Annotated in this window: 19 protein-coding genes and 1 tRNA gene; 7 read left to right on the top strand and 13 right to left on the bottom strand. The window is 68.1% G+C overall.

Annotation, left to right across the window (positions count from 1 at the left end; genetic code table 11):
* Nucleotides 1-7: 7 nt before the first annotated feature.
* Nucleotides 8-1,228 carry an alpha/beta hydrolase family protein gene (locus ABD164_RS14015; protein ID WP_344296912.1) on the bottom strand — a complete coding sequence of 407 codons (1,221 nt, stop codon included), beginning with the start codon at nucleotides 1,226-1,228 and terminating at the stop codon, nucleotides 8-10.
* 88 nt (nucleotides 1,229-1,316) lie between these two features.
* On the opposite strand from ABD164_RS14015, the gene ABD164_RS14010 reads away from it, so the two are divergent.
* The 4 genes from ABD164_RS14010 (at nucleotide 1,317) to ABD164_RS13995 (ending at nucleotide 6,515) form a co-directional block, all read left to right on the top strand.
* On the top strand, nucleotides 1,317-1,907 hold the full coding sequence (locus ABD164_RS14010) for a DUF3000 domain-containing protein (RefSeq protein WP_344296911.1): 591 nt from the start codon (nucleotides 1,317-1,319) through the stop codon (nucleotides 1,905-1,907).
* Nucleotides 1,900-3,096: an HRDC domain-containing protein gene (locus ABD164_RS14005; RefSeq protein WP_344296910.1), complete on the top strand. Its 1,197-nt coding sequence runs from the start codon at nucleotides 1,900-1,902 to the stop codon at nucleotides 3,094-3,096. The genes ABD164_RS14010 and ABD164_RS14005 overlap by 8 nt, the downstream gene beginning before the upstream one ends.
* A 75-nt stretch (nucleotides 3,097-3,171) precedes the next feature.
* Entirely contained in the window at nucleotides 3,172-4,377 is a 1,206-nt protein-coding gene (locus ABD164_RS14000) for a thiolase family protein (protein ID WP_344296909.1), read from the top strand.
* Nucleotides 4,374-6,515, top strand: a complete 2,142-nt coding sequence (locus tag ABD164_RS13995; RefSeq protein ID WP_344296908.1) for a 3-hydroxyacyl-CoA dehydrogenase NAD-binding domain-containing protein — start codon at nucleotides 4,374-4,376, stop codon at nucleotides 6,513-6,515. Before ABD164_RS14000 ends, ABD164_RS13995 begins: the two co-directional genes overlap by 4 nt.
* A gap of 128 nt (nucleotides 6,516-6,643) precedes the next feature.
* Here ABD164_RS13995 and dxs read toward each other — a convergent pair whose 3' ends face one another.
* Nucleotides 6,644-8,593, bottom strand: a complete 1,950-nt coding sequence (gene dxs / locus ABD164_RS13990) for a 1-deoxy-D-xylulose-5-phosphate synthase (protein WP_344296907.1) — start codon at nucleotides 8,591-8,593, stop codon at nucleotides 6,644-6,646.
* A gap of 244 nt (nucleotides 8,594-8,837) precedes the next feature.
* On the opposite strand from dxs, the gene ABD164_RS13985 reads away from it, so the two are divergent.
* Complete coding sequence (locus ABD164_RS13985) at nucleotides 8,838-10,124, top strand: pyridoxal phosphate-dependent aminotransferase (protein ID WP_344296906.1); 1,287 nt, start codon at nucleotides 8,838-8,840, stop codon at nucleotides 10,122-10,124.
* Here ABD164_RS13985 and acnA read toward each other — a convergent pair.
* The 4 genes from acnA to dut form a co-directional block, all read right to left on the bottom strand.
* Entirely contained in the window at nucleotides 10,076-12,886 is a 2,811-nt protein-coding gene (gene acnA / locus ABD164_RS13980; RefSeq protein ID WP_344296905.1) for an aconitate hydratase AcnA, read from the bottom strand. The genes ABD164_RS13985 and acnA overlap by 49 nt on opposite strands.
* A 156-nt stretch (nucleotides 12,887-13,042) precedes the next feature.
* The gene (locus ABD164_RS13975) at nucleotides 13,043-13,831 is read right to left on the bottom strand and encodes a DUF3159 domain-containing protein (RefSeq protein WP_344296904.1); all 789 of its coding nucleotides are present in this window, start codon (nucleotides 13,829-13,831) and stop codon (nucleotides 13,043-13,045) included.
* Complete coding sequence (locus ABD164_RS13970) at nucleotides 13,828-14,457, bottom strand: DUF3710 domain-containing protein (protein WP_344296903.1); 630 nt, start codon at nucleotides 14,455-14,457, stop codon at nucleotides 13,828-13,830. Before ABD164_RS13970 ends, ABD164_RS13975 begins: the two co-directional genes overlap by 4 nt.
* Nucleotides 14,454-14,912, bottom strand: a complete 459-nt coding sequence (dut, locus tag ABD164_RS13965; RefSeq protein ID WP_344296902.1) for a dUTP diphosphatase — start codon at nucleotides 14,910-14,912, stop codon at nucleotides 14,454-14,456. The genes ABD164_RS13970 and dut overlap by 4 nt, the downstream gene beginning before the upstream one ends.
* Nucleotides 14,913-14,950: 38 nt before the next feature.
* On the opposite strand from dut, the gene ABD164_RS13960 reads away from it, so the two are divergent.
* Nucleotides 14,951-15,415, top strand: coding sequence for a DUF3093 domain-containing protein (locus tag ABD164_RS13960; RefSeq protein WP_344296901.1), 465 nt, complete (start codon nucleotides 14,951-14,953; stop codon nucleotides 15,413-15,415).
* On the opposite strand, the gene ABD164_RS13955 is transcribed toward ABD164_RS13960, so the two are convergent.
* Complete coding sequence (locus tag ABD164_RS13955) at nucleotides 15,412-15,705, bottom strand: DUF4193 domain-containing protein (RefSeq protein WP_344296900.1); 294 nt, start codon at nucleotides 15,703-15,705, stop codon at nucleotides 15,412-15,414. The two genes, ABD164_RS13960 and ABD164_RS13955, sit on opposite strands and share 4 nt — an antisense overlap.
* Nucleotides 15,706-15,898: 193 nt before the next feature.
* On the opposite strand from ABD164_RS13955, the gene sepH reads away from it, so the two are divergent.
* Entirely contained in the window at nucleotides 15,899-17,002 is a 1,104-nt protein-coding gene (gene sepH, locus ABD164_RS13950; RefSeq protein ID WP_344296899.1) for a septation protein SepH, read from the top strand.
* A gap of 140 nt (nucleotides 17,003-17,142) precedes the next feature.
* Here the strand turns inward: sepH and clpX are convergent, their stop codons facing one another.
* The 6 genes from clpX to ABD164_RS13920 form a co-directional block, all read right to left on the bottom strand.
* On the bottom strand, nucleotides 17,143-18,420 hold the full coding sequence (gene clpX, locus ABD164_RS13945; RefSeq protein WP_344296898.1) for an ATP-dependent Clp protease ATP-binding subunit ClpX: 1,278 nt from the start codon (nucleotides 18,418-18,420) through the stop codon (nucleotides 17,143-17,145).
* A gap of 218 nt (nucleotides 18,421-18,638) precedes the next feature.
* Nucleotides 18,639-19,307, bottom strand: a complete 669-nt coding sequence (locus ABD164_RS13940; protein WP_344296897.1) for an ATP-dependent Clp protease proteolytic subunit — start codon at nucleotides 19,305-19,307, stop codon at nucleotides 18,639-18,641.
* Nucleotides 19,308-19,333: 26 nt separating this feature from the next.
* Nucleotides 19,334-19,960, bottom strand: coding sequence for an ATP-dependent Clp protease proteolytic subunit (locus ABD164_RS13935; protein WP_344297109.1), 627 nt, complete (start codon nucleotides 19,958-19,960; stop codon nucleotides 19,334-19,336).
* A gap of 33 nt (nucleotides 19,961-19,993) precedes the next feature.
* Nucleotides 19,994-20,476 (bottom strand): tetratricopeptide repeat protein, encoded by a 483-nt coding sequence (locus ABD164_RS13930; protein WP_344296896.1) that lies wholly within the window; start codon nucleotides 20,474-20,476, stop codon nucleotides 19,994-19,996.
* 71 nt (nucleotides 20,477-20,547) lie between these two features.
* Nucleotides 20,548-21,969 (bottom strand): trigger factor, encoded by a 1,422-nt coding sequence (tig, locus tag ABD164_RS13925; RefSeq protein WP_344296895.1) that lies wholly within the window; start codon nucleotides 21,967-21,969, stop codon nucleotides 20,548-20,550.
* A gap of 50 nt (nucleotides 21,970-22,019) precedes the next feature.
* A tRNA-Pro gene (locus tag ABD164_RS13920) sits at nucleotides 22,020-22,093 on the bottom strand.
* Nucleotides 22,094-22,144 lie beyond the last annotated feature (51 nt).

Below are 22,144 nucleotides of genomic sequence, written 5' to 3'. Positions count from 1 at the left end.
GCTGCGTTCAGCCCACGATCTCGGCTTCGTCGCCGAGATGCCGGATGCTCTGGGAACGCCGCTCGAGCCAGCCGGCGACGAGCGCCGTCCAGCGCTCGGGGTCGTGATTCCAGAGCTTCGTGTGTCGCGCACCCTCGAACACCTCGAACTCGATGAGATCGGGTCGGGATGCCGCGAATCGGCGCGAGCCGTCGATGGGCACGAACCCGTCGTCGACGCTGTGCATGAGCAGGATCGGCACCTCGAACTCATCGGCCCGCACGACCGGATCGAGTTCCTCGAGGCTGATCGGGGCCGCGACGCCGGTGAGCCCCCCGCTGAACGGGCCCCCGAGCAGTTGCGACACGCTGTCGCCGATCGCGCGAGGCAGGCCGAGTGCGCTGCCCTGGAACCGCAGGATGTCGACCCAGTCGATGGCGGGCGAATCGAGCACGATGCCGACGAGGTGCTTGCGCGCCGCCGCCGAGCGCAGCACCGCCTGCAACACGGTGGAGCCGCCCATCGACCAGCCCATGAGCACGATCTCGCGCGCGCCGTGGGCTGCGGCGAACCGAACCGCGTCGACCACGTCGGCCCATTCCGTGCCGCCGAGCCCGTACCTGCGATCGACGCTCTCGGGTGCCTCGCCGTCGTTGCGGTACGAGATGAGCAATGTGTTCCACCCGGCCTCATGCGCCGGAATCACCGCACGCAGGCCTTCGGTTCGCTTCGCCCCGCGCCCGTGCACCTGGATCACCCACCGATGTGCATCGTCGGCCGGCACGAACCAGGCGGGTGCAGGGCCGAGCGAGGTCTCGACGACGACGTCCTCGTACGCGAGCGGGAGCTCCCACGGGCCGAGGTGGTACGCACTGTCGACCCGACCCCGCACCGCACGCTCGAGCTGGCCGAAGTCCACGGACTCGATGGGTCGTCGCACCACGTCGCCGTCGGTGAAGACGACATCGCCGAACCGTGCATGCCCGGCATCGCGATCGAACCAGAACCCGTAGCGTCCGCGCATTCGCGACTCGTCGGAGTCCGCGAGCACGATCTCCGATGCGGCCGCATCGACCTCGAGGATGCGCACATCCTCCTCCCGCCGGGCCGGCGGGGTCACGACTCGGCGTGCCATCACCACCGTGAGCACGGCCGCGACCGTCGCTGCAACCGCGGCACCCGCGACGAGCAACGCCGCAGCCGCGGCTGCGATCCCGATCGGTCCGACGCTGCCGTCGCCTCGAGCCATGCGATTCCCTCCCGACGATGCCGTTCGTGTGCGCACAGGCGCGGCGTGCCGCCCCCGTGCGTCCCGATCGAGACTCTAGTCTGCAGACGTGCCCGACGATGCGATCCAGACGCCGGCCGAGTTCGAGGCCGCACTCGCTTCCATGCGCGCCGCGGTGCCGCGTGCGGAGCTGACGATCTCCGAGATCACCGCTCCCGCATCGCTCGCCCCCTTCGCGGTCGCCCTGTCGGCCGATGTCTCGCCCTCGCGCCACGGCGACGACTCCGAGCTCGGCACGGGCCGGTTCATTCTCTTGTACGACCCGACCGAACCCGAGGCGTGGGGCGGGCGCTTCCGCGTGGTGTGCTTCGCACAGGCACCGCTCGAGACCGACATCGGACTCGACCCGTTCCTCGCAGACGTCGCGTGGTCGTGGCTCATCGACGCACTCGACGCGAGAAGCGCTCGATATATCGCCGCCTCGGGAACCGCCACGAAGATCCTCTCGACCGGCTTCGGCGAGCTCGCCGCCCAGGGCGACGGTGCCCAGATCGAACTGCGCGCGTCGTGGACGCCGCTCGACGCCGCGATAGGGCCGCATGTGGAAGGCTGGGGTGAGTTGTTGTGCATGCTCGCAGGGCTTCCGCCCCATACGGAAGGGGTGACCGCACTGCCACGTCGGAGGTCGCACCGTGGATGAGTTCCGGGTGATCGAGACGCCCGCCGAGTTCGACGACGCCGTTGGTCGTCTGCTCGACGGTGAGGGCCCGATCGCGGTCGACGCAGAACGGGCGAGCGGGTTCCGGTACTCGCAGCGCGCCTACCTCATTCAGATGTACCGGCGCGGCTCGGGCACCTTCCTGTTCGACCCGCCGCAGATCCCCGACTTCTCGGCGCTCGAGGCCGGAATCCGGGGCGACGAATGGGTGTTGCACGCCGCGAGCCAAGACCTCGCATGCCTGCGTGAGGTCGGGCTCGACCCCGAGCGCATCTTCGACACCGAACTCGCGGCCCGGCTGCTCGGAATGCCGCGAGTCGGTCTCGCGTCGGTCGTCGAAGAACTGCTCGACATCAAGCTCGCGAAAGAGCACTCGGCGGCCGACTGGTCGACGCGGCCGCTCCCGCAATCGTGGCTCAAGTACGCCGCGCTCGACGTCGAGCTACTGGTCGACGTGCGCGATCGGCTTGCAGAGCGCCTCGCCGAGACCGGAAAGGCCGACCTCGCCGCCCAGGAATTCGACGCCGTGGTGCATCGCGCGGCGAAGCCCCCGGCAGCAGAACCGTGGCGCAGGCTCTCCGGCATCCACGCGGTGCGCAGTCCCCGCAACCTCGCGGTCGCCCGTGAGCTGTGGCTGTCACGCGATGCGCTCGCCGTCGAACTCGACAGTGCGCCGGGGCGTCTCGTCCCCGATGCGTCGATCCTCGCGGTCGCCCGCACGCTGCCGTCGACACGCCGCGCACTCGCCGACATGCGCGAGTTCACCGGGCGGGCCAGCCGCACCGAACTCGACCGTTGGTGGAGGGCGATCGAGAGCGGCCTGACGACCGCCGAGCTTCCCGCCGTTCGGGTGCCCAACGACTCACCGCCGCCGCCGCGCGCCTGGGCGTCGCGCAACCCCGAGGCCGACGCTCGCCTGCGGGTCGCGAAGGTGGCTGTCGCAGAGGTGGCCGAGTCGTTCGACATGCCGGTCGAGAACCTGCTCACGCCCGACTTCCTGCGCCGAGTCGCCTGGTCTCCTCCTGCTGATCCCGATGCCGCAGCGGTTGGAGCAGCACTCACCGAGCTCGGGGCACGCCCCTGGCAGGTTGAGGCAACTGCACAGACAATCGCCGATGCCTTTGTGGAGGCGTCACAAGCCCTACGTGACGCGACCTCGACGGAGTCGTAGGTTCCATCAACCGATTCCGCCGCGTTCGAACGGGTTCGTAGGATCGAAGCATCCTGATCGAAAGTGAGCTGCAGCGTGGCTGATCAAGCTGAAGTCGTGTTCGTCGACGGGGTCCGTACCCCGTTCGGCAAGGCCGGCGACAAGGGCATGTACTGGAACACCCGGGCCGACGACCTGGTCGTGAAGGCGATCGTCGGGCTCCTCGAGCGCAACCCGAACGTGCCGAAAGACCGCATCGACGATGTCGCCATCGCCGCGACGACCCAGAGCGGCGACCAGGGCCTGACCATCGGGCGCACGGCCGCGATCCTCGCGGGCCTGCCCAAGACCGTGCCCGGCTTCGCGATCGACCGCATGTGCGCCGGCGCGATGACCTCGGCCGCGATGATGGCCGGTTCCATCGGGTTCGGCATGTACGACCTCGCGATCGCCGGCGGCGTCGAGCACATGGGCCACCACCCGATGGGATCCGGGGTCGACCCCAACCCGCGCTTCCTCAGCGAGCGCCTCGTCGGCGAAGACGCACTCGTCATGGGCGCGACCGCCGAGCGCATCCACGATCGCTTCCCGCAACTCACCAAGGAACGCAGCGACCGCTACGCCCTTGCGAGCCAGCAGAAGACTGCTGCGGCATACGAGGCAGGCAAGATCCAGCAGGATCTGGTGCCGGTCGCGATCCGCACCGACGAGGGGTGGGGCCTCGCCACCCGCGACGAGGTCATGCGTCCCGAGACCACGCTCGAGGGGCTTGCGGGCCTGAAGACGCCGTTCCGCCCGCACGGCCGCATCACGGCGGGCAACGCATCGGGCCTCAACGACGGCGCCACCGCCGCGATCCTCGCGTCGGGCACGATGGCGAACGAGCTCGGCCTCACCCCGAAGATGAAGCTCGTGAGCTACGCCTTCGCCGGCGTCGACCCCGAGATCATGGGCATCGGGCCGATCCCCGCCACCGAGAAGGCGCTGCGCAAGGCCGGCCTCATGATCGACGACATCGACCTCTTCGAGATGAACGAGGCGTTCGCCGTTCAGGTGCTCTCGTTCCTCGACCACTACGGCATCGACGACGACGACCCCCGGGTCAACCCCTGGGGCGGCGCGATCGCCGTCGGGCACCCACTCGCATCGTCGGGCGTGCGCCTCATGAACCAGCTCGCGAGCCAGTTCACCGAGCGCCCCGACGTGCGCTACGGCATCACCAGCATGTGCGTCGGCCTCGGCCAGGGCGGCACCATGATCTGGGAGAACCCGAACTTCAACAAGAAGGCGAAGAAGGCGTGACCGACTACTCGACCATCGATTTCGACTCCCTGGTCGCCCTCGCGGGCGACGATGAGGTCGTCACGCACTCGTACGTGCGCGACATCCCCCTGCCGTCGGGCAAGACCCTCGCGCTCATCACCCTCGACAACGGGCGCGACCACACCCGCCCGAACACGCTCGGGGCAGCCACCCTGCTCGAGTACGCGAAGGTGCTCGACGAGCTCAAGGCACGCGCGGCGGCCGGCGAGATCCACGCCGTCGCCGTCACGGGCAAGCCGTTCATCCTGGCCGCGGGCGCCGACCTGTCGAAGGTCGCCGAGATCCCCGACAAGGAGACCGCGAAGAAGTTCGTGCAGCTCGGTCACTACGCGCTCGCGAAGCTCGGCGAGGTCGGTGTGCCGTCGTTCGCGTTCACCAACGGACTGGCACTCGGTGGCGGACTCGAGATCGGACTCCACGCCGACTACCGCACGGTCGACGCCTCGGCGCCTGCGCTCGCGCTGCCCGAGGTGTTCCTCGGCCTCATCCCCGGGTGGGGCGGCGCCACGATCCTGCCCAACCTCATCGGCATCGAGAACGCCCTGAAGGTGGTCATCGAGAACCCGCTCAAGCAGAACCGAACGCTCAAGGCGCAGGACGCATTCGACCTCGGCATCGCCGACGCGATATTCCCGTCGGTCAACTACCTCGAGGACTCCGTCCGCTGGGCCGACGACGTGATCTCGGGTCGAGTCAAGGTCAAGCGACCGAACGAGCCGGGCAAGGTCGAGCGCCTCGTCAAGTGGGACGCGGCGATCGGCATCGCGACCAAGGTGCTGAAGAGCCGCATCGGCTCGGTGCCGAAGTCGCCGTACGCCGCCCTCGACCTCATGAAGGCCGCCAAGAGCGGAACCCGCGCCGAGGGCTTCCAACGCGAAGACGAAGTGCTCGCCGACCTCATCGCGGGCGACCAGCTCCACGCATCCGTCTATGCCTTCAACCTCGTGCAGAAGCGCACGAAGCGGCCGGCCGGCGCCCCCGACAAGGAGCTCGCGAAGAAGGTCACCAAGGTCGGCGTGATCGGCGCCGGATACATGGCGAGCCAGCTTGCGCTGCTGTTCGTGCGACGCCTGCGCGTGCCCGTGGTCATCACCGACATCGATCAAGAGCGCGTCGACAAGGGCGTCGCCTACATCGCGGGCGAGATCGACACCCTGCTCGCGAAGGGCCGCATCTCGCCCGACGAGGCCAACCGCCTGAAGGCACTCGTCACCGGAACCACCGACAAGGCCGACTTCGCCGACTGCGACTGGGTCATCGAGGCCGTCTTCGAAGAACTCCAGATCAAGCAGGACGTCTTCGCCGAGATCGAGCAGTACATCTCGCCCGAGGCCGTGCTCGCAACGAACACCTCATCGCTCTCGGTCGAGCAGATCGGCGCGAAGCTCGCTCACCCCGAACGGCTCGTGGGCTTCCACTTCTTCACGCCCGTCGCGGTGATGCCGCTGATCGAGGTCGTGAAGACCCCCCACACCGACGACGCGACCCTGTCGACCGCGATGGTGACGGCGAAGAACCTCAAGAAGAACGCCGTCATCACCGCTGACACTCCCGGGTTCGTCGTCAACCGCCTGCTCGCGGTGCTGCTCGGCGAGGCGATGCGAGCGGTCGACGAGGGTACGTCCTTCGAGACCGTCGACCAGGCGATCGCACCACTCGGTCTGCCGATGGCGCCGTCGGCGCTGCTCGATCTCGTCGGGCTCAAGGTCGGCGCGCACGTGCTCGACACGCACCATTCGGCATTCCCCGACCGCTTCTACCGTAGCGAGAACCTGCACAAGCTGGCCGAGTACGGCAAGCTGCTCGATAAAGACGACAAGGGCAAGGTCAAAGGCTTCGACAAGGGCGCGATGAAGATCGTCTCCGGCGGCAAGAACGCCCGCAGCGCCGACGACATCCTCATCAGCCTGCAAGACGGGCTGACCCGAGAGGTTCGGCTCATGCTCGACGACCAGGTCGTCGCCGCGCCCGAAGACATCGACCTCTGCATGATCCTCGGCGCTGGATTCCCCTTCCAGATGGGCGGTGTGACGCCCTACCTCGACCGGGTCGGCGCGTCCGAGCGGGTCTTCGGCGACACGTTCCACCACCCGCGGATCGCGGGCGTCGAAGCCTAGCACTCGACGCGATACCGAAGGGGGCCCTCGCCGAGGGCCCTCTTCGTGCGTACGGGCAACCGCGACACCGGGACATCCGCTGTTCGCAGGTGCGATGTAGAGACCGCCGGGCGCGCCGCGGACCTCGGTCAGACGCGGGGCTGCGGACGCGTGTCGGTCGGCACGCCGGACTCAGTGCCGGCCCCGCGCGCGTGCGGCAGCTTGGAGCCGAGCACCATGGCCGTGACGTCGCGGGCGATGTGCTGCGGAGTGAGGCCGACGCGCTCGAGGATGTCGCCGCGCGAACCATGGTCGAGGAACTCATCGGGAAGGCCGAGTTCGGTGACGGCCGTGTCGACACCCGCCTCGCGCAGGTCTTGACGGATGCGTGTGCCGATGCCGCCGACACGGATGCCGTCTTCGATGCTCACGACGATGCGGTACTCGGCGGCGAGTTCGACGACGCTGCGCGGAACCGGAACGACCCAGCGCGGGTCGATGACGGTGGCGCCGATGCCCTGTGCCTCGAGTCGCTCGGCGACCTGCAGCCCGGTGCCGGCCATAGGACCGACGGTCACCAGCAGCACGTCCTTGCGCTCCGACTCCACGAGCACGTCGACGCCGTCGTCGGTGCGCCGGACGGCTTCGAAGTCGACGCCGACGGTGCCCTTCGGGAATCGGAGCACGGTCGGGCCGTCATCGACCGCGACGGCCTCGCCGAGTTCTTCGGCCAATCGCACCGAGTCGCGGGGGGCCGCGATGCGGATGCCGGGCACGACCTGCAGGATCGAGAGGTCCCAGACGCCGTGATGGCTGGGACCGTCGGGCCCGGTGACGCCGGCACGGTCGAGTACGAACGTGACACCGGCCTTGTGCAGCGCCACGTCCATGAGAACCTGGTCGAACGCACGGTTGATGAAGGTCGCGTAGACGGCGACGACCGGGTGCAGTCCGCCGAATGCGAGGCCTGCCGCCGACGTCGCGGCGTGCTGCTCGGCGATGCCCACGTCGAGCACGCGGTTCGGGAAGCGCTCGGCCATGCGGTGCAACCCGGTGGGCCGCAGCATGGCGGCCGTGATTCCGACGAGGCGCTCGTTGCGCTCGGCGAGATGTACGAGTTCGCCGGCGAACACCGACGTCCACGAGGGAGCCGACGGCGACTCGAGCGATTCGCCGGTCTCGGGGTCGATCTGTCCTACCGCGTGGAACTGGTCGGCGGCGTCGAGACGTGCCGGCTCGTACCCGCGACCCTTCTCGGTGATCGCGTGCACGATCACCGGCGCACCGTAGTCTTTCGCCTGGCGGAGCGCCCATTCCATGGCGTGCTCGTCGTGGCCGTCGACCGGCCCGATGTACTTGATGTCGAGGTTCGAGTAGAGCGCCTCGTTGTCTGTGAACCGGCTGAGGAACCCGTGCAGGCCGCCGCGAACGCCTCGGTAGAACGCACGCGCAGGCCCGCCCAGCCGATCGAATGCGCGGCGGCTCGACAGGTGCAGGTTGCGGTAGCTCTGCTGGGTGCGCACCGTGTTCAAGAATCGGGCCATGCCCCCGATGGTGGGCGCGTACGACCTGCCGTTGTCGTTGACGACGACGACGAGGTTGCGGGTGTTGTCATCGGAGATGTTGTTCAGGGCCTCCCACGTCATGCCGCCCGTGAGGGCGCCGTCGCCGACGACCGCGACGACGTGGCGATCGTCTTGGCCGGTCATCTCGAAGGCGCGCGAGATGCCGTCGGCCCACGACAGCGAGCTCGAGGCGTGCGAGCTCTCGACGATGTCATGCTCGGATTCGGAACGCTGGGGATACCCCGCGAGCCCGCCCGTCTTGCGGAGGGTCGAGAGGTCCTTCCGGCCGGTGAGGAGCTTGTGCACGTAGGACTGGTGCCCCGTGTCGAAGACGATGGCGTCGCGGGGCGAATCGAACACGCGGTGGATCGCGATCGTCATCTCGACCACTCCGAGGTTCGGACCGAGGTGGCCGCCCGTCTTCGAGACGGACTCGACGAGGTACTCGCGGATCTCGCGCGCGAGCTGCTCGAGCTGCTCGTGACTCAGCGCATCGAGGTCGCGCGGTCCCGAGATGGTCTCGAGCAGGGTCATCCGGAACCGCCTTTCACGAAGCCTCGGCAGGGCGGGGCACCCGACGATTCTACGCGACGGCTCGGCAGGCGCCCTGTGGTGCCGGCGACCATCGCTGCGTGGGCGGTTCTGGTGGTCGGTTCTTCTCCGAGGCGGCGTTTCATGCGAACGACGCCGGTACCCCGCGTCCGTTGCGCAGCGGAAGCGGCCGGAGGAGAATGGTCGACGACGCCTCCGGGACCCGACGGGACGCCGAGGAGGCATCATGCGCACTCGGCCAGCACGACTCGCGGAAGTCGCGGGATTCAACATCGACCGCGTCGCGGCCGCCGCGGGCAGCGATCCGTCGGTGCTTCGCCTCGAGAATCTCGACACCGACCTCGGCCCGCCTGGGGAGGCGATCGCGGCCACCGCCGAGGCCGCGCGAACGCCCGAGGCGAACTCGTGGCTGCCCTTCACCGGGACGTCGGCGATGAAGGCGGCGATCACGGCGAAGGTGGCGGAACGTTCGAACCTCGCCTATGACCCGGAGACCGAAGTCGTCGTCAACGCCAGCGACGGGGAGGCACTGCTGGATGCGCTGCTCGCGCTCGTGGACCACGGCGACGAGGTCGTCCTCACCGATCCGACCTACGCCGGCCTGGTCAACCGCGTGCGCCTCGTCGGTGCGGTACCGAGGCTCGTGCCGCTCGTTGCGGCACATGGCGAGTGGCGCCTCGACCTCGACGCACTCGACCGCGCGGTCTCCCGGTCAACCCGCGCCATCCTCCTGGCGAACCCCGCGTTCCCGACCGGCATCGTTCTGTCGGACACGGAGTGGGCCGAGATCGCGCGAATCTGCATCGAACGCGATGTGTGGCTCATCTACTGGGCATGGATGGAGGGGATCGTGTTCGACGGCCGGCCGATCCGACACCCCGCGACGATGCCCGGGATGCGGGAACGCACGATCATCGTCGGCAGCGCCTCGTGCGAACAGCGCATGATCGGCTGGCGACTGGGTTGGATCGTCGCGCCCGAGGCCGTCATGCCCGACCTTTCGGTCGTACAGATCTACAACGGCCTCGTCGCCGGCGGCATCGCTCAGGCGGCCGGCATCGCCGCCCTGACTGCGCGCGATGACGGCCTCACACGCTGCGTGACGGAGTGGCAACGGAGACGGGATGTCGTGGGCACCCAACTCGCCGGGCTGCCCATGATCCCCGCCGCCGGTGGCTGGTCGCAGTTGGTCGACACCCGCGCACTCGGCGTGGAGCCCGCGACACTGTCGAACGCCCTGCTCGAGCATGGTGTCGCCGCAACGCCGATGACGGGGTGGGGCGGGACATCGCCGCCCGCCACCTGCGCATCGTGTTCAGCCGCGAGCCCGAGGGACGCCTCGAACTGCTCGGTGAGCGGTTCACGCTCGCCTTGCGAGCGGTCGGCGCGACGTCCGAGTCCGGCTGATCGAACACGGCGAGGCCGGACCCATCGGGGTCCGGCCTCGCCGACGTGTCTGCTCGGTCAGACGAGCGAGCGAAGCACGTACTGCAGGATGCCGCCGTTGCGGTAGTAGTCGGCCTCACCCGGCGTGTCGATGCGCACGACCGCGTCGAACTCGACCGTCTGCTTGCCGGCGGGCGAGTGCTCGGTCGGCTCGGCGACGACATGCACCGTCTTCGGGGTGACGCCATCGTTCAGCGCCTCGAGACCCGTGATCGAGACGACCTCGGTGCCGTCGAGCCCGAGCGACGCCCAGCTCTCGCCGGCGGGGAACTGCAACGGCACGACACCCATGCCGATGAGGTTCGAGCGGTGGATGCGCTCGAAGCTCTCGGTGATGACGGCCTTGACGCCGAGCAGGCTCGTGCCCTTGGCTGCCCAGTCGCGCGATGAACCCGATCCGTACTCTTTTCCGCCGAGGATGACGAGCGGGGTGCCCTGGGCCTGGTAGTTCTGGCTCGCGTCGTAGATGAACGACTGCGGGGCGTCGGCCTTGGTGAAGTCACGCGTGTAGCCGCCCTCGACGCCGTCGAGCAGCTGGTTCTTCAGGCGGATGTTCGCGAACGTGCCGCGGATCATGACCTCGTGATTGCCACGGCGCGAGCCGTAGGAGTTGAAGTCCTTACGGTCGATGCCGTGCTCGGTGAGGTACCGACCGGCCGGGCTGTCGGCCTTGATCGAACCGGCGGGACTGATGTGGTCGGTCGTCACGGAGTCGCCGAGCTTGGCGAGCACACGAGCGCCCGAGATGTCGGCGACCGGGGTCGTCTGCATCGTCATGCCGTCGAAGTACGGAGGCTTGCGAACGTAGGTGGATGCCTCATTCCACTCGAACACCGAACCGGTCGGAGTCTCGAGGTTGCGCCAGCGCTCGTCGCCCTCGAAGACGCTCGCGTACTGGTGGGTGAACATGTCCTTGTCGATCGAGCTGTCGATCGTCTGTTGCACCTCGGCGGCGTCGGGCCAGATGTCTTTCAGGAACACGTCGTTGCCGTCGCGATCCTTTCCGAGCGCATCGACCTCGAAGTCGAAGTTCATCGACCCCGCAAGGGCGTAGGCGATCACGAGGGGCGGGCTCGCGAGGTAGTTCATCTTGACGTCGGGGTTGATGCGACCCTCGAAGTTGCGGTTGCCCGAGAGCACCGCGGTGACAGCCAGGTCCTTCTCGTTGACCGCGGCCGAGATCTCGTCGATCAGCGGGCCCGAGTTGCCGATGCAGGTCGTGCAGCCGTAGCCGACCGTGTAGAAGCCGAGGTCTTCGAGGTCTTTCGTGAGGCCGGCCTTCTCGTAGTAGTCGGTGACGACCTTCGAACCGGGGGCGAGCGTGGTCTTGACCCACGGCTTCGCCTTGAGGCCCTTCTTGGCGGCATTGCGTGCGAGCAGGCCGGCCGCGAGCATGACCGAGGGGTTCGACGTGTTGGTGCACGAGGTGATCGCCGCGATCGCGACCGCGCCGTGGTCGAGCGTGAACTTCTCGCCGCCGGCGAGGGTCACCGGGGTGGGGTTCGACGCTGTCGCGGGCGCGTGGCTGCGGTGGTGGTGCTCGTGGTGGTTGTACTCGTCTTCGGGCGTGTTGCCGGGCGGGTCTGACGCCGGGAACGACTCGGAGATCTCGAGGTCGACGAGGTCGTGATCGACGGTCGCGTAGTTCAGCAGGTCTTTCTCGAAGGCGGCCTTCGACCCGGACAGTTCGATGCGGTCTTGCGGGCGCTTGGGCCCGGCGATCGACGGCACCACGGTGGCGAGGTCGAGTTCCATGTATTCGCTGAAGGCCGGCTCGTTGTCGGCGTCGTGCCAGAGCTTCTGGGCCTTCGAGTACGCCTCGACGAGGGCGACCTGTTCGTCGCTGCGGCCGGTGAGGCGCAGGTAGTCGAGCGTGACGTCGTCGATCGGGAACATCGCGGCGGTCGAGCCGAACTCGGGGCTCATGTTGCCGATGGTCGCACGGTTGGCAAGCGGAACGGATGCCACACCCGAGCCGTAGAACTCGACGAACTTGCCGACCACGCCGTGCTTGCGCAGCATGTCGGTGATGGTGAGCACGACGTCGGTCGCGGTGACCCCGGTGGGGATCGAGCCTGAGAGCTTGAAGCCGACGACCTTGGGGATGAGCATCGACACTGGCTGGCCGAGCATGGCCGCCTCGGCCTCGATGCCGCCGACGCCCCACCCGAGCACGCCGAGGCCGTTGACCATGGTCGTGTGCGAGTCGGTGCCGACGCAGGTGTCGGGGTAGGCGCGGAGGACGCCGTCGACGGTGCGGGTGAACGTGACCTTGGCGAGGTGCTCGATGTTCACCTGGTGCACGATGCCCGTGCCCGGCGGCACGACCTTGAAGTCGTCGAACGCGGTCTGGCCCCAGCGCAGGAATTGGTAGCGCTCGCCGTTGCGCTCGTACTCGATCTCGACGTTGCGTTCGAGGGCGTTCTCGGTGCCGAAGAGGTCGGCGATGACGGAGTGGTCGATGACCATCTCGGCCGGCGCGAGCGGGTTGATCTTGCTGGGGTCGCCACCGAGGGCGACCACGGCCTCGCGCATGGTGGCGAGGTCGACGATGCACGGCACGCCGGTGAAGTCCTGCATGATGACGCGCGCGGGGGTGAACTGGATCTCGGTGTTGGGCTCGGCCGTGGGCACCCACGAGCCGAGCGCCTCGATCTGCTGCTTCGTGACGTTCTTGCCGTCTTCGGTGCGCAGAAGGTTCTCGAGGAGCACCTTCAGGCTGAACGGCAGCTTCTCGTAGCCCGGCACGGTGTCGAGCCGGAAGATCTCGTAGGTCTCGTCACCGACCTGGAGCGTGTCTTTCGCCCCGAAACTGTTCACTGCTGACACGATGCCCTCTCCTTCGCGGATGCCGCCGAACACGCGGGCGACATTCCATCTTCACTGTCGGCCATGGGGCTGTTCCAGCAAGGGTAACCTAAGCCGTTCGCCCGCCGTCAGGCCTCGCACTGCGTGCGAATTTATCTTGACGTCGAGATAACTGTATCACTTCGCGGTGCGTTCGGAAGACGGATATACGGCCCGGACGACGAGCCAGGAGAAGATCAGCACCAGGGCGTAGAGCGGCACCCCCATGAGCAGTCTCGTGGCGCCGAGCGCCTCGACGTTGTCGGTGAGGTAGAAGGGCACCTGCACCAGCAGCCGGCCGACGAACAGCCCGATCCACACGAGTGTGAGGAACTGCGCCGCACGGTACTTTCGGCGGTCGTGCTTCCACGCCACGCCGTCGCCCATCAGGAACCCGACGATCAGCCCGATCGCCGGCCAGCGCACGAGCAGCGAGATGGTGAGGGCGAGCGCGTATGCCGCGTTCGTGAAGAAGCCGAGCACGTAATTGTCGCGGGCGTCGCCCGTCCAGAGCGCGAGCGCGGCCGAAGCGAGCACGCCGATCAGACCGGCGATGGCCTGGGTGGGCTGCCCCTTGGTGGCGATGCGCACGATCGTGAACACGACCGCAAGGCCGACGGATGCCGCGAGCGCGGGTATGAGCGCGGCCTGCGGGTCTTGGCCGCCGAAGCTCGTGAGCGAGCTGTAAACGACGAGGAAGACGAGCCCCGGCAGCAGGGCCTCGAGAATCCCCCGCACTCCCCCGACGGCGACGAGCAGGTCGCGGCCGTTCAGCTTCTCGTCGCGCGCGAGCGCGCCGAGGCCGCTCTTCTCCGCGGCAGCGGCGAACTGGCGCCCGAACTCGGACGCCTCGGGCGAACCCGATGGCGTGGCATCCGCTCGCTCGTCGTCGCGCTCGGAACCGGGCGAGCCTGCGGAATCGGTCATCGCGGCTCGGCGGTCGGCGCGCCGGTCGATGATGCGGGCATGCGAAGCGGGATCAGGTCTCGCGGCGGCATGGGCGTCGACCCGCGGACGACGACGATCGAACGGAACAGGTCTTCGACCAGTGCGGCCGACGCCGGGTCGACCGCGGCCTCACCCGCGATGACGCCGCGCAGGAACCAGCGGGGGCCGTCGACGCCGACGAAGCGGGCAAGGCGCATCTGCCCCGCCTGGCCGTCGGCGGCCGCCACGGGGATCTGGGCGAGCAGCTCAGGACCGAACGCGCCATCGCGCACGGTGGTGGTGCCACCCTGTCGCGCGATCTGGTCGGCGATCTGCGCGCGGATCTCGTGCCAGAGTCCGCTCGAGCGCGGTGCGGCGAACGGCTGCACCTGCAACGTCGAGTTCGCGTAGTCGAGGCCGATCGCGACGACGCGCTTCGTGCCCTCTTCGACCTCGAGGCGAAGGTGCAGGCCCTCACGCGGAAGGACCTTCACGCCGCCGAGGTCGACGTACGGACGCACCGGGTTGGCCTCGGACTCGTCGAACGGACCCGCCGACGCCCGGTCGTCAGGGGCGGATTTGGGCTGCTCGGCGGGGGTTGCGCCGGTATTCTCGATGTCGCTCACGCGTTCACTCCTTGCTTGTGCTCCCCGAATCCCGTGGAGCCGAACCCGCCCTCGCCTCGCATGCTGCCGGGCAGTCGCTCGACCTCGACGAACCGGGCTCGCGCGACCGGCATCACCACGAGTTGGGCGATGCGATCGCCCGCCTCGATCGCATACGGCTCGCGCGCATCGGTGTTGAGCAGCGCGACCTTGATCTCGCCGCGGTAGCCGGCATCGACGGTTCCTGGTGCATTCACGATCGTGATGCCGTGCCTGAACGCGAGACCCGACCGCGGCACGACGAACGCGACGTAGCCGTCGGGCAGGGCGATCGCGACTCCGGTGCCGACCGTTGCACGCTCGCCCGGGCCGAGCACCACGGACTCGGAAGCATGGAGGTCGGCGCCCGCGTCGCCCGCGTGGGCATACGACGGAACGCGCTCGGCGGTGATCAGCACGTCGACGGAATCGGTCACTGTTCGAGGGTAGTGCAGAAGTCTGGTGGGATAGAGCCATGCCCGACTACCGCGAGAAACTCTGGCCGACGCCCTGGATCTACATCGTGAGCGTGCTGCTGATTCCCGCGAGCATCCTCGTGCTCGCACCGGTGTCGCTGCCGGCCGGCATCGTGACCGGCATCGTGCTCTACGTCGGGCTCGTCGGTTCCCTGGCGGTGACCTCACCGGTGATCGAGGTGCAGGGCGGGCGCCTGCGTGCCGGCCGAGCCGAGATCGCGCTCGAGGACGTCGGCGAGGCGATACCCGCCGATGAGGAGCAGGCTCGCATCGAACGCGGCACAGGCCTCGACGCCCGGGCATTCCTCGTCATCCGCGGATGGATCAAGCCCGTCGTGCGCGTGCCCGTCGACGATGCCGCCGACCCCACCCCGTACTGGCTGGTCTCGACGCGTCGACCTGAAGAACTGGCCGCCGCGATCAACGGATCGCGACGGCCTGACGTGCAGGAGTCGGGCGCCTAGGCCGCGCACTCCAGGCAGATCGGTCCGAGCTTGGTCTCGTGGTCGATCTGCGAGCGGTGCTTCACGAGGAAGCAGTTCACACATGTGAACTCGTCGGCCTGCGGGGGCAGCACGACGACATCGAGCTCGACGTCGGAGAGGTCAGCGCCCGAGAGGTCGAAGCCTCCGGGGTTGTCGGCGTCGTCGACGTCTACCACGCCCGACATCTTGTCGGGGACGCGCTCCTTGAGGGCCTCGATCGACTCCGAGTCGTCGTCGGTCTTCCGCGGTGCGTCGTAATCCGTTGCCATTCCCATCCATTTCTTCAACGCCGGAGATTCGGCGGGCATAGTCTGCATCAAATCGGTTGCCGAAGCAAACCGTTTTCCGCGGGGATTCCCGCTGCTACCTCCTCAACTTCCGGCGCGCCCGGGCTATTCCCGACCGGTCCCGGCGCCTCGTGGCATTCTTGTGCGCAGACGAAGGCACGGAAGGGCTTGTCCCATGCAGGAACTGAAGGTAATCGGCGTCGAGAACGGCGCATTGCTCGCCGCCTCCGACGATGGCGCACGCTTCCGGATCGAGATCGACGAGGTACTCCATTCGCGGATCCGCCAAGCGCAACCCGAGCAGCACACCGGACCCAAACCCTCCCCGCGCGAGATCCAGGCGCACATCCGCTCGGGCCTGTCGGCCGATGAGGTCGCAGAGGTCACCGGCGCCGCCGTCGAGTACATTCGCCGCTTCGAGGGGCCGGTGCTCGCCGAACGCGAACACGTCGTGACCAGTGCCCTTGCCGTCCCCGTCAACGCCACGATCGAGGGCGATTCCTCAGACGAACCTGCGTCGTTCGGCGCGGTCCTGCGAGAGCGCCTCGCGAAGCTCGGCGCCCAGGGTGAACGATGGGCGAGTTGGAAGGACGACGAGCGGGGTTGGATCGTCAAGCTCGAGTTCACCGCCGACACGATCGACCACGACGCGCGCTGGAGCTTCGACCCGCGCAAGCATGCCCTGCAGCCCCTGAACTCCGAGGCGACGACGCTCTCGCAGCAGGGCGAGCTGAAGGGCGGGCTCATCCCCCGGCTGCGCGCGGTCAGCCCCGACACCGATGAGTCGCGCTTCGACAGCGGCGCGTTCACGTTCGATGAGCACGAGCAGAGCGATGCCGACACCGCACCGCACCTCGAACCCCTGCCGTACGCGCGCACACCGCAGACCTCCAGTGCTGCGGCCGCGCGCGCCGCCATCAAGCGCGCCGATGAGCCGAAACAGTCGCTCGGCGAGACCGCCGACCTGCTCGAGGCGCTACGCCGCCGACGCGGCGAGCGTGAGGCCGCGGGCGGCGAGGCCGAGCTGACGCCCGCACAGCCACATCCTGCGCCCAAGCCGGCTCCCCCCGTGGTACCGGCAGGGGCGGAGCCGCCTCAGCCGCAGCTTCCGATCGAGACGGTGTCGGCCGATGAGAAGCCCGGTGCCGGCGCGCGCAGCATCTGGGGCAAGGCGGCCGCCGCACCCGCCGCGAACCGGGGTGCCAAGAAGGGGCGGGCCTCGATGCCGAGCTGGGATGAGATCGTGTTCGGTGCCCGCACCGACGACGACCTCGCCTGAAGCCCCGTCTCGCCGAACCGAACCCCGCAGTCCGCAGTCCGCGGGGAGCGTGACGCGCCCACGTTCGTCGGCGAATCCCTCTCGGCGAACGCCGACAGCCCGCGTCGGTATCTGGGGTCTGCGGCTGTGCCGCGGGTCGCCTACGCCGACTTCTCGGCCCGGCGCGGCTTGTGCGGCACGATGGTCGGTGCCGCGTTGTCGAGCACCGCCGCCTTGGTGACGACGACGCGCGCGACACCGGTGGTCGAGGGCACCTCGAACATGATCGGGCCGAGCACCTCTTCCATGATTGCGCGTAGCCCGCGGGCGCCGGTCTGACGCAGCACGGCGAGATCGGCGATGGCCTCGAGCGCCGATGCCTCGAAGTCGAGCTCGACATCGTCGAGTTCGAACATGCGCTGGTATTGCCTGACGAGCGCGTTCTTCGGCACCGTCAGGATCTCCATGAGCGCGTCGCGGTCGAGCGGCGTCACGGTGGCGACGACGGGCAGACGGCCGATGAACTCGGGGATGAGCCCGAACTTGTGCAGGTCTTCGGGCAGCACCTCGCTGAAGATGTCTGCCTCGTCTTCTTTGTTGTGCAGGGGGGCGCCGAACCCGATGCCCCGCTTGCCCGCACGCGACGAGATGATGTCTTCGAGACCCGCGAACGCACCGGCGACGATGAACAGCACGTTCGTCGTGTCGATCTGGATGAACTCCTGGTGAGGATGCTTGCGACCGCCCTGCGGAGGCACCGAGGCCACGGTTCCCTCGAGGATCTTCAGCAGCGCCTGCTGCACTCCCTCGCCTGAGACGTCGCGCGTGATCGACGGGTTCTCGGCCTTGCGGGCGATCTTGTCGACCTCATCGATGTAGATGATGCCGGTCTCGGCGCGCTTGACGTCGTAGTCGGCTGCCTGGATGAGCTTCAACAGGATGTTCTCGACGTCTTCGCCGACGTAGCCGGCCTCGGTGAGTGCCGTGGCGTCTGCGACGGCGAACGGCACGTTGAGCTGTTTTGCAAGCGTTTGCGCCAGGTAGGTCTTGCCGCAGCCGGTGGGGCCGATGAGCAGGATGTTCGACTTGGCGATCTCGACGTCGTCGTGTGCACGGTCGGCGGTCGTGAGGGTCGTGCGTGCACGAACCCGCTTGTAGTGGTTGTAGACCGCGACGGCGAGCGCCTTCTTCGCGGCCTCTTGGCCGATGACGTACTCCTCGAGGAACCCGAAGATCTCTTTCGGCTTGGGCAGTTCGAACTCGCCGGACTCGGTTTCGCCGGCCTCGGCGAGGCGCTCTTCGATGATCTCGTTGCAGAGTTCGACGCACTCGTCGCAGATGTAGACGCCGGGGCCTGCGATAAGCTGCTGCACCTGCTTCTGGCTCTTTCCACAGAAGGAGCACTTGAGCAGATCGGCGCTTTCCCCGATGCGTGCCATCAGTGCCTCCATCTCGACGAGCCTGTTCCGAGCCTAACCCGAGATCGGCCGGTTGCGGGTGAAGCGCGTGGAATCGACACGCTGCCGAGTTCGCCGGTCGCGAACCGCCGCGTCGACGCCGGTTCGGTTCGAGGACGGGACATCCGATGCATGCGAAACGCGGCGGATGTCGCAGCTGGATCCAGCCACGACATCCGCCGCGTTGCTCGAAGGGCGCGTCAGCGCGCGATCGCCGGAAGGCTCTTGCGCGAGGTGAGCACCTGGTCGATGAGGCCGTACTCGAGCGCCTCTTCGGCCGAGAGGATCTTGTCGCGGTCGATGTCGGTGTTGACCTGCTCCTGCGTGCGGTTCGAGTGGCGCGAGAGCGTCTCTTCGAGCCACGACCGCATGCGCAGGATCTCGGCGGCCTGGATCTCGATGTCGCTGGCCTGGCCGTGACCGGCCTCGCCCATGGCGGGCTGGTGGATCAGCACGCGCGCGTTGGGGAGAGCGAGGCGCTTACCGGGCGTGCCTGCCGAGGCGATCACTGCGGCGGCCGAAGCGGCCTGACCGAGCACGACCGTCTGGATCTGCGGACGGATGTACTGCATCGTGTCGTAGATCGCGGTCATCGCGGTGAACGAGCCGCCGGGCGAGTTGATGTAGAGGATGATGTCGCGGTCGGGGTCCATCGACTCGAGCACCAGGAGCTGCGCCATGATGTCGTCGGCCGACGCGTCGTCGACCTGCACCCCGAGGAAGATGATGCGGTCCTCGAAGAGCTTCGCATAGGGGTCTTGACGCTTGTAACCGTAGGCCGTGCGCTCCTCGAAGCTCGGCAGGATGTAGCGCGACCCGGGGGCCTGGATGCCGCTGAAGGCGGTTCCGCCGAAGGTAGGTACAGTCATTCGCTCGTTCTCTCTTCTCTCGGTGCCTACGCCTGGTCGGTTCCGCCGCCGCCGGCCACATCGAGTGCCGACTCGCGGATGTGGTCGACGAAGCCGTACTCGAGCGCCTCTTGCGCGTTGAACCAGCGGTCGCGGTCGCCGTCGGCGTTGATCTGCTCGACCGACTTGCCGGTCTGCGCCGCGGTGATCTCGGCGAGGCGCTTCTTCATGTCGAGGATGAGCTGCGCTTGGGTCTGGATGTCGCTCGCGGTGCCGCCGAAGCCGCCGTGCGGCTGGTGCAGCAGCACGCGCGCGTTGGGGGTGATGTATCGCTTGCCCTTGGTGCCTGCGGTGAGCAGGAGCTGACCCATCGACGCGGCCATGCCGATGCCGACGGTGACGATGTCGTTCGGCACGAACTGCATGGTGTCGTAGATGGCCATGCCCGCCGTGATCGACCCGCCGGGCGAGTTGACGTAGAGGTAGATGTCTTTCTTGGCATCTTCGGCGGCGAGCAGCAACAGCTTCGCCGCGATCTCGTTGGCGTTGTCGTCGCGCACCTCGGACCCCAGCCAGATGATGCGGTCCTTCAGCAGTCGATCGAAAACACCGGGGCTGGGTGTCGCTTCGGCCATGTGTCGCTCCGTTTCGTTGTCGCGTTCACTCGAATCTATCCGGTGCAACGCACGCGAACGGGGCTGTTCGCCCTAGGCGGATGCCGCGAGCGCGAAGGCGTACGCCGTGAGCGATCGACGGTACCGCGGCAGGTGCGGCGCGAGGGCCGCGAGGGCGTCGGATGCCGCACGCCGGGCTTCGCCCGCATCGACGAGCGCGAGGGCGCGGAAGGCCACGACGGCGTCGTGCAGCTCTCCCGCCTCGGGTGCGATCGCGTCGAGCAGCGCGATCGACTCGAGCGGCCGGCCGAGGTTGCGGATCGTCGACGCGAGCTGAATGTGCGCCTGCACGCGCTCGGCGCCGGTGAGCCCGTTCGCGATCGCCGCCGTGTAGAGCGGTTCGGCCTCGGTCTCGAGTCCGGCGGAGTCACGGGCGCCGGCCTGCTCGAAGAGGGCGTGCGGGTCATGCTCGGGCCGCTCACCGGCGAGCTCGTCGATGCGTCGCATCACCTCGGCGTCGCCGAGTTCATCGGCGCGCGCCCAGATGGCGTCGATGCGCTGCTGCCAGTCACTCATCGAATTCCTCCTCAGAACGAGAGCGGGGCCGAGCATAGCGCCCGGCCCCGTTCACGTGAATCGTTCGACGACTACTCGGCGTCGGCCTTCTTCACGGTGCGCTTGCGCGCGGGCTTCTTCGGCGCCTCGGCCTCAGCTGCCTCTGCGGGAGCCTCGGCTGCCTCGTCGACCGCCGTCTCGCCTGCGACCTCGTCGACGGGAGTCTCGTCGGCGTCAGGCACAGCGGTGAACTCGCTCAGGTCGACCGCGTTGCCCTCGCCATCGGTGACCTTCGCCTTGCCGAGCGCGATCGCGAGCGCCTTGTTGCGCGCCACCTCGCCGACCATGGCGGGAATCTGGCCCTGCTGGCTGAGGATCTGCACGAACTCGTTGGGGTCCATGCCGTACTGGGCCGCGCCCTGCACGAGGTACTGGGTCAACTCGTCTTGGCTGACCTGCACCTTCTCGGCCTCGGCGATGGTGTCGAGCACGATCTGCGTCTTGAACGCCTTCTCGCTGGCCTCGGTGACCTCGGCGCGGTGCTCGTCGTCTTCGAGTCGGCCTTCGCTCTCGAGATGACGGTGCACCTCGTCGTCGATGACGCTCTGCGCGACCGGCACCTCGGCCAGCTCGAGGAGCTTGTCGACGAGGAGGTCGCGGGCCTGGCTGCCCTGGCCGAACGACTTGTTGCGCGCGACCTGCTGCTTGAGGCTGTCGGTCAGCTCTGCGAGGGTGTCGAACTCGCTCGCGATCTGTGCGAAGTCGTCGTCGGCCTCGGGAAGCTCGCGCTCTTTCACCGCGGTCACCGTGACGGTGATCTCGGCGGTCTCGCCCTCGTGGTCGCCGCCGAGCAGCTTCGACGCGAAGGTGGTGGTCTCGTCGGCTGAGAGCGTGTCGAGCGCTTCGTCGATGCCCTCGAGCAGCTCGCCCGAGCCGAGCTCGTACGAGATGCCGCTTGCGGTGTCGACCTCGGTGCCGTCGATGACCGCGACGAGGTCGAGGGTCACGAAGTCGCCGGTCTTCGCCGGGCGGTCGACCGTGATGAGCGTGCCGAACCGGCTGCGCAGGCGGTCGAGCTCTTCGGTGACCTCGTCGTCGCCGATCTCGACCGAGTCGACCGTGAGCTCGAGGCCGTCGTATGCGGGCAGCTCGATGTCGGGGCGCACGTCGACCTCGATGGCGAGCAGCAGGTCGCCCGAGAAGTCCTTCTCGCTGGGCCACTCGACGATGTCGGCCTCGGGCTTGCCGAGCGGGCGGAGCTCGTGCTCGGCGACCGCGGCACGGAAGAACCCGTCGAGGCCCTCGTTGACGGCGTGCTCGAGCACGGCGGCCTTGCCGACACGCTGGTCGATGATGGGCGGCGGCACCTTGCCCTTGCGGAAGCCGGGCACGTTGACCTGCTCGGCGATGTGGCTGTAGGCGTGGGTGATGCTGGGCTTCAGCTCCTCGGGCGTCACCGAGATGGTGAGCTTGGCGCGCGTCGGGCTCAGCTTCTCAACCGAAGTGGTCGGCATGTGGAAGATCTCCTGATTGTGTGGAAGTTCGTGTCGAGTCGTACAACTCGTCGGGGCGACAGGATTCGAACCTGCGACCTCCCGCTCCCAAAGCGGGCGCTCTACCAAGCTGAGCTACGCCCCGAGTCGCCGACTCAACTCGTCGATTCACCCGCGCGGGCATGCCGAAGCACGC

Source organism: Agromyces neolithicus (genome assembly GCF_039529735.1).
Classification (GTDB): domain Bacteria; phylum Actinomycetota; class Actinomycetes; order Actinomycetales; family Microbacteriaceae; genus Agromyces; species Agromyces neolithicus.
Note: the sequence above shows the minus strand (reverse complement) of the source record. Positions and strands in the feature narration are given on the sequence as shown.